Source organism: uncultured Faecalibacterium sp., from assembly GCF_900066275.1.
Lineage (GTDB): Bacteria > Bacillota > Clostridia > Oscillospirales > Ruminococcaceae > Faecalibacterium > Faecalibacterium taiwanense.
In genome coordinates, this window is the sequence record NZ_FMFG01000017.1 from 37,556 (window position 1) to 49,792 (window position 12,237).

The window sequence follows — 12,237 nt, forward strand, 5'->3', positions numbered from 1 at the left end:
TTAATCCTTGCCTGAAAGCATCCGATGAAGCCGCATTGAAGCAAAATAAAAGTTGAATATAATCTTCGCAGCTTACACCCTGCACATTCATATCTGAAAAATAGTTCATTTTCCAGTCGGATACAACAGCACCTTGCTTTGTAACAACCTGTGAAATCTGGCCTGTTCCCATATCAGCCGGAATATCTATTGTCACTGTCTGCGGAGAGTTGGAGAGCAGATCGTGGTACAGCTTCGTCATGTATTGATTTGTCATTGTGTGCCCTCTTTTTTGAGTTAGTTGAAACTAAGTATATAATACTTCATATTTGGTAGTCAGTCAAGGAGAGCAGGACATAACAAAGAATTATAAAATGTATGTGTGGTACATATCAAATCATTCCATGTGCAAACTATGAAATATAGAATGTATGTGGGTGATGTTGAATGGCAAAAGTTGAAGACTGCCCTGGCTTTGAAACCTTCGGTGCAGATGTAAAAGAAGCACGGAAGGCGAAGAACCTTGCACGAAAAGATTTAGCCGAAAAGGTGAACATTGATACCAGGTATCTTGCCAACATTGAAAACGAGGGCACGATCCCCAGCCTGCCGGTCATCATTCAGCTTGTAAAAATCTGCGGCCTGCCGATGGAGAGATATTTCAATCCAGAGGTCATGCGAGAGGAAAGCGAGCTGCGCCAGCGGGTCGGACAGAAGTTAAAGCTCTGCCCGGAACAGTATTTGCCTATCGTGGAAGGTGCCATTGACGGGGCCTTAAAAATTGAAAAGCCGAATGAAGAAACGGAGGGTGTCTGAACATCCTCTGTTTTTCTTATTTTGCGGGCATTTTGAGGTTTCCGCAACGCTTTATAAGTAGGGATAAGATACGGTAGCAAGCACAGCAAGCGAGTACCCGCTTGCAAATTTTGAGATTTTCAGGTCCCTTGCCCGAAAATTCAAAATTGCTTGTTGGGATAGTCCCAAACCCTTATAAAGAACGGAGGCGGCGCATGGCAAACCGAAAGCGGAATATCCAAATGAAATTCTATGTTACGGAGGACGAAAAACAGCTCATAGACGAGAAAATGAGCCAGCTCCCCACACGCAGATATGGTGCCTACCTCCGCAAGATGGCGATTGACGGATATATCATCTATACGGACACCGCAGATATCAAGGCGTTCACCAAAGAGCTTTCCGCCATCGGGCGGAACATCAACCAGATCGCCAAGCGAATCAACGCCGGAGGTCCTGCGTATCAGGCCGACATGGACGAGATACGGGAAAGGCTGGACGAGATATGGCAGTTACAAAGACACATCCTATCAAGTCAACGCTGAAAGCAGCCATTGACTATATCTGCAACCCGGAAAAGACGGACGGAAAGCTGCTTGTATCCTCCTATGGCTGCGCCGCCGAAACTGCGGATATCGAATTTGCCTGGACCCGCCGCCATGCTATTGACAAGGGAACGAACCTGGGGCGCCACCTGATCCAAGCCTTTCAACCTGGGGAGGTCACGCCGGAGCAAGCCCATGAAATCGGCATGGAGCTTGCAAAAGAAATTCTGGGCGGCAAGTATGAATTTGTACTTACCACCCACATAGACAAAGATCATGTTCATAACCACCTGATTTTCAATGCGGTCAGTTTTGCGGATCATAAGCACTATCATTCCAACAAGCGAAGCTATCACGATATCCGCCGCACTTCGGACCGGCTTTGCAAAGAACACGGTCTGTCCGTCATAATCCCCGGACAGGACAAGGGCAAGAGCTATATTGAACATCAGGCCGCGCAGAACGGCACCAGCTATAAGGCGAAGCTGAAAGCGGCCATCGACCGACTCCTGCCAGCCTGTTCCAACCTGGAAGAACTGCTTCGCCGCCTGCAGAGAGAAGGTTATGAGATCAAGCGCGGCAAGTATATCTCTGCCAGAGCACCGGATCAGGAACGATTCACCCGTCTGAAAACCCTGGGTGTGGACTACACCGAAGAAGCCCTTGCTGCCCGGATTGCCGGACGCTCCAGACCTTCCCACCAGCCGAAACCGCAGAACGGAAAGATCAGCCTGCTTATTGATATCCAGAACAACATCAAGACACAGCAGAGTGCAGGCTTCACCCATTGGGCGAAGCTGAACAATCTGAAACAGGCCGCCAAGACCATGAATTTCCTGACGGAACACGGGATAAGCAGTTATGGAGAACTGGAAAGCAAATTGACCGCAGTATCCGCACGCAGGGATACCGCTCATGCAGAAATCAAGCGGATAGAAAGCAGAAGTGCCGAACTTGCCATTGTGATGAAGCACGCCGGCACTTACCGCCAGCTAAAGCCTCTTTATGACAGATACCGCAAATCGAATGATAAAGAAAAGTTCCTGCGGGGGCATGAGAGCGAGATCATCCTTTTTGAAGCGGCCGCCAGAGAATTGAAACGGCTGGGGGCTGTGCCGCTGCCGACAACGGAAAGCATGAAAAAGGAACTTGCCAATCTCACCGCAGAAAAGGAACGGCTCCTTGCTGAATACAAAGCCGCAAGAACCGAAGCCCAGGAATACGATACCGTTAAGCAGAATGTGGAGGCGCTGCTGACCGTTCCAAAGGAACAGGAACAACAGCGGCGGCATGAACTTGAATAAATTTCTTTGAAAGACGCTGGGCGCAGCTCCCAGCATCCTGTATAATGGAACTGCGGAAGGAGGTTTTACCGATGACAAGAAGCGAAGCAATCAAAGCATTTTTCTTCAAAAGCGTATTGCCCGTGACCATGACACTGATTCTGTATTGTATCTTCAAATCCGCTTGCATGAAGAACGGAGAAATTGACTATGTATGGCTCTGGATACTCTGCGGGCTGCCGTTTGGCCTCCATCGGATGTGCCTCTGGATCGTGCCGGGCGGCGGCTCCCTGGGTGGAGGGATCGCCCTGTTTACATTGAACTTTATTATCGGTGGTGTGATCGGTGGTTTCGTTCTGGTATGGCGGCTGATCGTAGCGGTATGGTATGTGCCGCTGACGGTGTACCGGCTGATCGTTGGATGATTTTCTTGCGTCATGGAAATATGGAAAACTGCCGCTCGTGCCGATGGAAAAGCCATTCACAACCTGATGGAAAAAGACAAGCCTTTTCCCACAAGTCTGCAAACAGCTTTCCCACAGCCTCACAATCCTGGCAGTTTACACACATTCCCACAACGCCTACTGCGGCGGCTATCCATCCTTTCCTATCCAATCCTAATGAGAAAATACTATGGAAATTCCTTTTCAACGGAGGTACAATTTGTACTCCTGTTCAAACAACAGAACCGTGTTAAAGTAATTTGATGGTAGCAAAATCGAGTAGGAGGGAGTGATTAGCTCCCGTCCTCTCACACCACCGTGCGTACCGTTCGGTACACGGCGGTTTCAATAGTTGACGTGCACCGACTGATAAGCTGTGGCTAAATCGTAGAAGCCACCGTTTATCAGTCTTTCTTTTGTCATGGCTTTCTTAACTGTTGTCAGATTCGCACAATACCATTGTCCTCTTCGGCAGTTTGCTGCCATGTTCGCATAGTATTCGTGTACTCCCATCTTTATCAGATTTCTTTTCTTTGTTCTTGGAAGTTTCCACTGTTTCCATATACACATGCGTATTCTGTGATAGAGCCATCCGTTGATATCTTCAATGTTGCTCCTCATACTTGCTATTCCGTAATAGTTCAGCCATCCTCTTGCATATACCTTGATTTTCTCAAGGCTTGGTTTGATTGACTGACATCGTTTACGGGAAGACAACTCCTTCAGTCTGGACTTAAACTTCTTCCATGACTTCGGATGAACTCGGACATAAATGCCTTTTCCGTTCCTTCCCAATGCAAAGCCAAGGAATTTAAAATTTCGGATTGCAAATACGCTGACCGTACGACTCTTTTCTCGGTTGACTATAAGTTTCAGCCTCTCCTCAAGATATTTTGTACTGCTTTCCAAGAGTCTCTCAGATGCTCGCTTGCTCTTTGCAAGAAGCACGATGTCATCTGCATATCTTATGCATGGAACACCTCTTTTCAAGAATTCTTGGTCAAACTCATTGAGGTAGACATTTGCCAACAATGGTGATAGATTCCCACCTTGTGGTGAGCCTTCCTCTGTGTCAATGACTACTCCGTTTTCCATTACACCGCTTTTCAGGTAGCGCTTTATCAACTGTACTACACGTTCATCTTTTACATTCTTTCGGAGAAGATTGATGAGAATTTCGTGATTAAGAGTATCGAAGTACTTTGTCAAGTCAAGGACTACAGCAAATGTATAGCCTTGTTCGGTATACTCCTTAACCTTAAGTATTGCGTCTTTTGCACTTCTGTTCGGACGATAGCCATAGCTGTCCTCTGCAAACAGCGGTTCATAGATTGGCACTAACTGTTGGGTTATTGCCTGTTGAAGTGTACGGTCTACCACTGTTGGTATGCCAAGCTTTCGCACACCACCATCTGGTTTGGGAATCTCAACTCGTCTTACTGGAGACGGAGTATACTTTCCACGATAAATGCGGTCGGTTATCTCTTGTTGATGCTCCTTTAGATATGGAAGAGCCTCTTCAATGGTCATGCCATCAATTCCTGGCGCTCCCTTGTTTGCCTTAACTCTCTTATACGCTCTGTTAAAGTTATCTTTATACAGTATCGCTTCTAAAAGTCTCGGCTGTGCACTGTCTCTTTCTTTCCATATCCGATTGAATGACCTAGACGCTTTCGCATACCCTTCATGTTCCGCATTATCTCTTTGCGAACAGCCATTGTTTTCAATGTTTTCTGCCATAGACGGTCATTCCTCCTTTCTCGGTCATACTCAAGACTCCTACTGATTCGGTCCTTCACCTCTCGGCTACTATGACCTCTGCTGACTTCTATGCGTTCAGCATTGCTTTATGCAATGATTACCTCTTTCAAGGCATACCGCACAGACCTCCCCGGGTACCACACGTTTCTTCCTCTCCATCCATCTGCCTCATTTATCATACATGATTCCGTGTAGTTATTGGGCTTTGACTTGACTTGTAGCCTTACCCTCATGCATAACCTTATATGAGATTTCTGTTCGTCAGACCAGAGATTTGCCCGTGGTTAGTCTGTTCCCACATCCGGCTTCCTTTAGATTCCACCTCACGATGGACACCCTTGCCTTCGGCTATATCCTTCCCACTACCGGGCGGATTCGGGACTTTAACCCGTTAGAAACGTGCGCCGCCGGGCGCACAAGAAAAAGCGGGAGTACAGCCAATCGGATGAACCGAAAAGCTGTACTCCCGTTTTGTGTATCAGAAAGTGTTTGGAATCGAGCCATTTTCTCTATGTGCCAGCAAGCAGACCGACACATGAGAAATCATAAAGGCTCTCTTTGAAAGTACGGATACAGGGAATTATTCTGCGGTTTTTCTACCCTTATCCTCACAAATTTTAGACCGTTTGGAATTGTAATGCGGACAAGCGACCAGACACGCCCGGAAACTCTGCTTGCAGCCGTGAACACATTTTTTACAGATATGGTTATACTGCCGCCTGCCGTTCTCACCCAGGAAGAACGCCCATTCCAGCCGCCATTTCTTGCTTCGACTCATAGGCAGTCATGCTCCGGCACATCACGGCCGGGCTTCTTGCCCTCCGGGGGCTTGTGCTCGGCACACTCCCGTTTTGCGTCCTCCAACCTCTCACGGATGGAAGGCTTCTCCGGCGTTGTCCGCTCTGCATACTCCTGGGCTTTTTCCAATTCTTCGCCGCGTCTGCCGTTGTTGATAACGCCGTCGATCATGCCGTAGTCATCCTCCAGCGTCATTTCAGCGGTGCGGAGAGGATTGTCCTTCTCCGGCTGCTCCGCTGCCACGGCAAAGGCCCGTGTACCATTTCCCATGATAAGATACTTTCCATCATCGGAAATATGGTGGACACCGTAACCGGCCGCCTCCATCTGTTCCCGGCTCATAGCCGTCACCTGAAAGCTGCCCCTGGGTGTCTGCACACGCTCGCCGGTCTCAAAACGGTCTGGCAGATAAGCGAGGTCTTGCTTCTCTGCGGGAACAGGGAGAACAACGATATTGCCATTGATCTGCATAAATCGTTCCGGCGTTTTGAACTGTTCCGTGTATTTCTGAATCAGTTCCGGGGACAGGGAGGCAAAATCTTCCTCACCAAGTCCAACCACCAAAAAAGTCCCTGCTACGATATCATAAATTTCTCCATTTTCATCCCGTAGCCCACGGTTCAGATCAAGCCCGATGAGCTTTCCTTCATCATTGCAGACCAGCGCCACCGGGTCAGAATAGGGATAGGTTGCCCCAATATCACCGCCAACCTCTGCCTGCAGGGAATGAAGGTCGGGGTCGATCTCCTTCACATAGGGTTCCTTCATAGGTTCCACTACAAGCACAGTCATCTTTTCCGAGGCAACCTTCTCCGCAGCGGACAGCATTTCATCCGCATGGGACTTCTCCGGATCATCCAAAGCGGCCTTGACCTCCGCCGGATCAAAATCAAGAAATTCCTCATAGCCCGTGGCATCCTTAAATTTTTCGATCTCCGAAGGAAGATAGTCTTCCTGCGTCTGTCCCAGCGCCGCCAGCTTTTCATCCAAAGCGGAAATGCGCCCAGCCATCAGGCTTTCGTAAAGTTCTTCCTTTGCGGCGTGCGCCTCCGGGTGCTCCGCCGCATACTGCGGATCACGCTGCCGGAAAAACTTGTCCATGTCAAAGGCGATATCTATAGCCCACTCGGATTTTTCTTCTTCGGGAAGATCGTCCTGAAAAGTCATCACCCGGTACTCGTCGGGGATACTGCCGCGCTCACCGTCGTAATACTCATGGAAACTGTCACCCGTATCACGCACATAGCCCTGATCCGTGAAGGTGCCGTTTTCCTCCAACGCAACGTCCCGGCCGTAGGCCTCATAGTCGATGTAATTCTGCAAATGCTCTGGCACCTGCATAACGTCCAGTTCTTCGATGTAATAGCGGCCCAGATCGTCATAGTCATGGATATCGGGGTAAACCTCATAGCAATCCAGATTCTCGGTGAGGTTGATGATCTCCTGCAGGCTGCCGCAATGGTCGCCCATTTCCATACCGGCCTGAAACTGTGCGTATTCGCTTTCGCTCATTTCATCCAGCTTCGATGCCAGATAATTCAGCTCGTCCAGATTTTCATATTCACCCAGCTTACTGTAAAGACCGTCCACATAGCAGTCATAGTCCGTGATGAACCATTCCTCATAGGGCTGGCCGAAGTCATCCTTCTGGCCGATCCCGATCCGCTTAAACACTTCTTTCAGTTCCTCGGCGGTGGTGGGAAACTTCACCCACTCGCCCACAAGCTCGCCCTCATTGTACTTTCCAAGATTGGTGATAAAGGCGGCAAAAGGATAATCCTTGTCGTGATTGTAATATGGCATATCAGCACCTCCTTACAGTTCCGGCGCAGACTTTTCCTTATGGGGCTGCGCCTTGCTTTTCTCTGCACATTCCTTCTTGCCCTGTTCCAACCGTTCCCGGATGGAGGGCTTTTTCTCCGGCTCCGCAGGGCGTTCATGCACCCACTCGTCGCCGGAAAGAGAAATATATCCGTGTTCCGTAAAATGGCCCTGTTCCTCCTGCATGGCATACTTGCCAAAAGGAACAGGGTCGATTGCTTTCAGAAGTTCCGGGGGCAGCAGCATATCCATGTGCTGTGCCAGATACCGCCACCCCAGATCATTCAGATCGTGGATATTGCGTTCAAATACGAAATAGTCGATGTTGGCCGCAAACTCCTTGAACTGCTCTGGTGTTGTCAGCTTGAAGGGCGAGGTCTGCACCGCCGCCAGCACCTCCCGGTCCTCCGGGGAGAGGGCAGCCACCGCCGCCCTCACTTCGGGTAAATGTTCCAAAGTCTTATTTTCTGCCATTGACACCTTCCTTTCTTTTCGGAAATTCCAGTTTGAAGTTGATGTATTTGCCGCCCGTATCATCCAGGATCACCGCAGCGTCATAAGCAGCCTGTTTCTTTTCAGACCACATTCCCTTGACATTGGTACGTCCCTTTTTCAGAAGGTCCGTTGCCATCTTCTTTGTCAGCTCCTTCTTGCGGCTCGTCCAGAAGCGGTCATTTTTCCAGAGGACGAAACCGCAGGACCGATCCGAACACGCAAAGTTCTTCTTGCCCTCATAAACCGGCTGGCCGCAGCGGGGGCAGGTACCGATCACTTCCTTCTCCGGGGCAAACAGCTTTTTGCCATCCTCGGAAATGCAGGAATAGGTGGACACGATCTCCTGGACCATCGTGCGGATACCGTCCATGAAGGTATCCGGGTCAGCGCCGCCCTTTGCAATCTCCGTCAATTTCTGTTCCCATTCCGCTGTCAGCATGGGAGAGGTCAGCGGCTCCGGCAGGACCGTGACAAGGTTGATACCGGCTTTTGTGGGGATCAGGCTCTTGCCCTTGCGTTCCACAAATCCGGCTGCCACCAGCTTTTCAATGATGGCCGCCCTGGTCGCAGGCGTGCCAAGACCTTTTCGCTCCGCCTCATCGGGAATATCATCCTTGCCTGCGTTCTCCATAGCTGACAGGAGGGTATCTTCGGTGTAGGGCTTCGGCGGCTGGGTGAAATGCTCGGTAACAGCAACCTCCGCACCGTCAAAAGTTTGCCCTTCGGTGAAGTCCGGGAGCGTATCGCCGTCCCCATCCGCAGGCTTTTCTTTTAGGGAGGTACGGAAAATGCGGTCGATCTCCCGCCAGCCTTCGGAGAGGATGCGCTTGCCCTTTGCGGTGAAGGAATGGCCACCGCAGTCGAAAATTGCCGTGACCGCCTCATATACATACGGCTCTGCCGATGCACACAGCAGCTTGCAGCAGACCAGGAGGAACAAATTGCGCTCGCCCAAGGGCAGAGCCTTGATATCCGCTTTTTCAATCTCCATCGTGGGGATAATGGCGTGGTGGTCGGATACATCCTTGTCGGAGATCATGGTCTCCACCAGCGGGAAGAAGTTTGTGCAGCCATCAAAGGGCGGCAGCTTTGCCGCCAGGTGGATCACACAGGAGGCCATTTCCGCCATGTCGGAGGTCAGATACCGGCTGTCCGTGCGGGGATAGGTCAGCAGCTTCTTTTCGTAGAGGCTTTGGGCGTAGTCAAGGGTTTGCTTTGCCGTATATCCGAACAGGCGGTTTGCCTCACGCTGCAAGGTGGTAAGGTCATAGAGCTTCGGAGGCTGTTCCTTTTTCTGCTCTTTCGTGACAGAGGTACAGGTGACGGCCGCACCCTTGCACATGGCCGCTGCCTGTTCTGCCTCCGCCGGATCGGTGAACTTTTCCGACACCGCCTCGGCTCCGTCCAGCGTCAGGCGCAGTAAATGATATTTTTCCTTGTGAAACAGCGTGATCTTTGCGTCACGCTCCGCCAGCATTGCCAGCGTGGGTGTTTGCACACGGCCTACATTCAGGGTGCGGTGATAGAGGACGGAGAAAAGGCGCGTGGCATTGATCCCCACCAGCCAATCCGCTTTCTGGCGGCACAGGGCTGATTGATACAATGCTTCATAATCGGCGCCGGGGCGCAGGTCAGAAAAGCCCTCTCGGATAGCGCTGTCCTCCATCGAGGAAATCCAGAGGCGAAGGACCGGCTTGCGGCATCCAGCCATTTCATACATCAGGCGGAAGATCAGCTCGCCTTCACGCCCGGCGTCACAGGCATTGACGATGGTATCCACGTCGGAGCGATTCATCAGAGCACGGAGATTTTCAAAGGCGTCCTCTTTGCCGGGTGCCAGCACATAGCGGAACGGCTCCGGCAGAATGGGGAGATCATCATAGCGCCATTTCTTGAAACGCTCGTCATAGCCACCAGCATCCATCGGGGATACCAGGTGTCCCACGCACCAAGATACGAGAAGGCCGTTGCCCTCATAAAAGCCATCGGCTCTGGATGAAGCACCCAGGGCCGACGCGATAGATTTTGCCACGCTCGGTTTTTCTGCGATAATCAGTTTACTCATTCTTTTCCTCCGTTTCCTCGTCCGCGGTGAGATATTCTTCTTCATCCTCCAGGTCGAAATCATCCAGGTCAGAAGGGACTTTCTTACCCTGTTTCGGTTTCAGCACCAGGAAATAGACCGCTGCGCTGCCTCCGGCTGCAAGGATCAGCAGCACCGCCAGGATCGCCCCGGTATTGCTTTTCTTTTCGGGTTCCGGATTCTCCGGCTCGGTGGGCTCCGCAGCTTTCTGTTCTGTGCCAACACATTCACTAAGGTTTTTTACGCAGACCGGGCAAGCGGTATTGACCGCTCCGGCCTGGCACTTCTCCGTACAGGTGCAGACAATAGGTGTTTCCGCCTTTTCTCCATCCTCCGTGAGTGCCATGAGATCGGCTTCATCCACCTGGTTCAGAAAATGCACGGTTTCCTCGCCCTCGTCATCACGGTCGATAATGAGATAGAATACATTGCCGTTCTTCGTTTCCACTGTAATAAACTGCTTGCCGCTGGCGGTCGGGCTGCCGATATCGTCAATCAGCGACAGGTTCCCGTCCGGCGTCAGGGCAGCACTGCCATTCAAGCCGCCGCCCAGCATCCCCAGCAGATTTTCCAACGTTTCCGTGTCCAGAGAGAAAGAACCTCCCCCGGAGCCAGCCTCGCCATCACTTACCGTCATGTAGCCGGAATAGACATAGCCAACTTTTTCCGGCAGGATGACCTTCAGCCAGTCGCCGTCCGTGCCGATCACTTTCACGGTCGTTCCGTTAGGAAGCTGGGTGAAGGCGGTGTAGTCCATTCCCGCACCCGTGCGGACATTCAGATTGCCGCCGCCCGTGGTGACGGTGCCGGTCTGCCCGGAGTCCTTTTCGCCGGAACTGAACTGGATACCATCCTCGGTGACGGATACCGTGACCTGGCTGCCGGCCAGATCGGAAAGCAGATCAGAAACATCCCCGGCCGTTTCCTGTTCAGCCACGGGCTCCATGGTTTCCTCGCCGCCGCTGGCAAAGGCGGTGACAGAAAAGGCGGCAGTGCTCAGCACCACCGCCAAAAGAGCCGATACCATTTTTGTCAAAAAATTATGCTTCATCCTCGTATCCCTCCGTTTCCTCGATCTCCGCGCCGCTATCCGCCGCCATCATATCCTCTGGCAAGGTAATCAGGCCGCTGGCGTAGGCTTTCAGGAAGGCAGTCAGCTCCTTATTGTCCATGTGGACAGCCTTCACCATGCGGACGATCTCCAGATTTTCTTCCTCCGCAAGCTGCGCCTCCAGTGCGCGAAGGCGTTTCTGCTGTTCCGCGATCTTCTCCTTCATTTTCGTAATGTCATTGCGGATCTTCTGTGTCGTTGCCATAGTCAAATAAACTCCTTTCCAAATCGTTCTTTCCATGAATAGTTGCGTCCAAGCCCACGGACAGTTTTCAGATTGGCTTTTGCGTTGTCCTCAAGTGCCAGTGCACGCCGGAATAAATCAGGGTAATGCTCACGCAGGTCGATGATTTCTTCTGCCCGCATACTGGGGCAGAAAAAGCAGGAGGATTTTCCCGGCTGCGGCAAGCCTGCCGCTTCGATTTGCCGGATACATTCCTCTCTGTCCCATCCCCATTCCATCAAGGGATACCATTTGCTGTATTTGGGGTCTGCTAAATCATTCAGCAATACTTTGTCGCTGCGGTAATGCTCACCTGCGTCATAGCCAATGAACTTGACTACCTTCTTCCCGCTGCGCCAGACCTCACGGCACGGGGGATAATTGTTGCAGAACTTTTCCTGCGGGCCGATCTTGTGTTTCAAAGAGCACCGCTTAAAGCCGTAGGCAATAGAGGGCAGCGTGCCACTTTTCAAACATTCATCCTCCAAAGTCAGACGCTTGCCGTCCTTTGTGGTCTTATAGACTCGTGTGATCTCTGGCATACCATGTTCTTTCAGCCATTGATCCATGATAACCAGATAAGCGTAGGTATGCGGATGCTCGCCGCCCGTATCTGCAAACAAGATCAGATCAACGGGAATGTGGTGCTGGTGCAGCCCAACAAGAAGGGCGGTGCTGTTTGCACCGCCACCATAGGAGACAATATTGATATGCTCACCTCCAATCAGTTGTAGGGCGGTCGCCCGAAAGCGTAAAAGTGGGATTGCCAGTAGCTTGTGTTGATATCTGCATACTGGATAGGGTCACCGCAGTGCAGCATTTTTCCGCCGCCCACATAGTAGAGTAGGAAAGTGCCGCCTTATCGTATTTCTACGACAGGTTTGCACAGACCTCTCCCAG

At 51.2% G+C, this 12,237-nt stretch carries 11 protein-coding genes and 1 pseudogene; 4 read left to right on the top strand and 8 right to left on the bottom strand.

The features are described 5' to 3' along the window. Positions 1–34 precede the first annotated feature (34 nt). Positions 35–256: pseudogene (locus QZL71_RS07585) on the bottom strand (AraC family transcriptional regulator); the annotation flags it as partial. A 170-nt stretch (positions 257–426) separates the two neighbouring features. Here QZL71_RS07585 and QZL71_RS07590 point away from each other — a divergent pair. From QZL71_RS07590 to QZL71_RS07605, 4 genes are all read left to right on the top strand, one after another. Continuing rightward, positions 427–795, top strand: coding sequence for a helix-turn-helix transcriptional regulator (locus QZL71_RS07590; protein WP_117492189.1), 369 nt, complete (start codon positions 427–429; stop codon positions 793–795). Between the two features lie 194 nt (positions 796–989). After that, positions 990–1,319, top strand: a complete 330-nt coding sequence (locus tag QZL71_RS07595; protein WP_294648404.1) for a MobC family plasmid mobilization relaxosome protein — start codon at positions 990–992, stop codon at positions 1,317–1,319. Beyond that, a complete protein-coding gene (locus QZL71_RS07600) occupies positions 1,280–2,623 on the top strand; it encodes a relaxase/mobilization nuclease domain-containing protein (RefSeq protein WP_294648405.1) in 1,344 nt (447 codons plus the stop codon). The genes QZL71_RS07595 and QZL71_RS07600 overlap by 40 nt, the downstream gene beginning before the upstream one ends. Before the next feature lie 71 nt (positions 2,624–2,694). Continuing rightward, positions 2,695–3,027 carry a DUF6050 family protein gene (locus tag QZL71_RS07605; protein ID WP_294648406.1) on the top strand — a complete coding sequence of 111 codons (333 nt, stop codon included), beginning with the start codon at positions 2,695–2,697 and terminating at the stop codon, positions 3,025–3,027. Between the two features lie 363 nt (positions 3,028–3,390). On the opposite strand, the gene ltrA is transcribed toward QZL71_RS07605, so the two are convergent. The 7 genes from ltrA to QZL71_RS07645 all read right to left on the bottom strand — a co-directional run bounded on the left by ltrA (position 3,391) and on the right by QZL71_RS07645 (position 12,047). Next, on the bottom strand, positions 3,391–4,785 hold the full coding sequence (ltrA, locus tag QZL71_RS07610; RefSeq protein WP_294648407.1) for a group II intron reverse transcriptase/maturase: 1,395 nt from the start codon (positions 4,783–4,785) through the stop codon (positions 3,391–3,393). A 795-nt stretch (positions 4,786–5,580) separates the two neighbouring features. Beyond that, a complete protein-coding gene (locus QZL71_RS07620) occupies positions 5,581–7,407 on the bottom strand; it encodes an antirestriction protein ArdA (RefSeq protein ID WP_294648409.1) in 1,827 nt (608 codons plus the stop codon). A gap of 12 nt (positions 7,408–7,419) precedes the next feature. After that, positions 7,420–7,899: a hypothetical protein gene (locus QZL71_RS07625; RefSeq protein ID WP_294648410.1), complete on the bottom strand. Its 480-nt coding sequence runs from the start codon at positions 7,897–7,899 to the stop codon at positions 7,420–7,422. Continuing rightward, the gene (locus QZL71_RS07630) at positions 7,886–9,985 is read right to left on the bottom strand and encodes a type IA DNA topoisomerase (RefSeq protein ID WP_294648411.1); all 2,100 of its coding nucleotides are present in this window, start codon (positions 9,983–9,985) and stop codon (positions 7,886–7,888) included. The genes QZL71_RS07625 and QZL71_RS07630 overlap by 14 nt, the downstream gene beginning before the upstream one ends. Beyond that, positions 9,978–11,054 (bottom strand): CD1107 family mobile element protein, encoded by a 1,077-nt coding sequence (locus QZL71_RS07635; RefSeq protein ID WP_294648412.1) that lies wholly within the window; start codon positions 11,052–11,054, stop codon positions 9,978–9,980. The genes QZL71_RS07630 and QZL71_RS07635 overlap by 8 nt, the downstream gene beginning before the upstream one ends. Next, positions 11,044–11,319: a DUF4315 family protein gene (locus QZL71_RS07640; protein ID WP_118199903.1), complete on the bottom strand. Its 276-nt coding sequence runs from the start codon at positions 11,317–11,319 to the stop codon at positions 11,044–11,046. Before QZL71_RS07640 ends, QZL71_RS07635 begins: the two co-directional genes overlap by 11 nt. A gap of 2 nt (positions 11,320–11,321) precedes the next feature. Beyond that, positions 11,322–12,047, bottom strand: coding sequence for a phosphoadenosine phosphosulfate reductase (locus QZL71_RS07645; protein ID WP_294648413.1), 726 nt, complete (start codon positions 12,045–12,047; stop codon positions 11,322–11,324). Between the last annotated feature and the right edge of the window lie 190 nt (positions 12,048–12,237).

What these genes read in the sequence shown, in the direction of transcription:
- QZL71_RS07620 (WP_294648409.1), bottom strand. Translation starts at nt 7,407, where the DNA reads ATGCCATATTACAATCACGACAAGGATTATCCTTTTGCCGCCTTTATC.
- QZL71_RS07590 (WP_117492189.1), top strand. Translation starts at nt 427, where the DNA reads ATGGCAAAAGTTGAAGACTGCCCTGGCTTTGAAACCTTCGGTGCAGAT.
- QZL71_RS07595 (WP_294648404.1), top strand. Translation starts at nt 990, where the DNA reads ATGGCAAACCGAAAGCGGAATATCCAAATGAAATTCTATGTTACGGAG.
- QZL71_RS07625 (WP_294648410.1), bottom strand. Translation starts at nt 7,899, where the DNA reads ATGGCAGAAAATAAGACTTTGGAACATTTACCCGAAGTGAGGGCGGCG.
- QZL71_RS07635 (WP_294648412.1), bottom strand. Translation starts at nt 11,054, where the DNA reads ATGAAGCATAATTTTTTGACAAAAATGGTATCGGCTCTTTTGGCGGTG.
- QZL71_RS07600 (WP_294648405.1), top strand. Translation starts at nt 1,280, where the DNA reads ATGGCAGTTACAAAGACACATCCTATCAAGTCAACGCTGAAAGCAGCC.
- QZL71_RS07630 (WP_294648411.1), bottom strand. Translation starts at nt 9,985, where the DNA reads ATGAGTAAACTGATTATCGCAGAAAAACCGAGCGTGGCAAAATCTATC.
- QZL71_RS07640 (WP_118199903.1), bottom strand. Translation starts at nt 11,319, where the DNA reads ATGGCAACGACACAGAAGATCCGCAATGACATTACGAAAATGAAGGAG.
- ltrA (WP_294648407.1), bottom strand. Translation starts at nt 4,785, where the DNA reads ATGGCAGAAAACATTGAAAACAATGGCTGTTCGCAAAGAGATAATGCG.
- QZL71_RS07605 (WP_294648406.1), top strand. Translation starts at nt 2,695, where the DNA reads ATGACAAGAAGCGAAGCAATCAAAGCATTTTTCTTCAAAAGCGTATTG.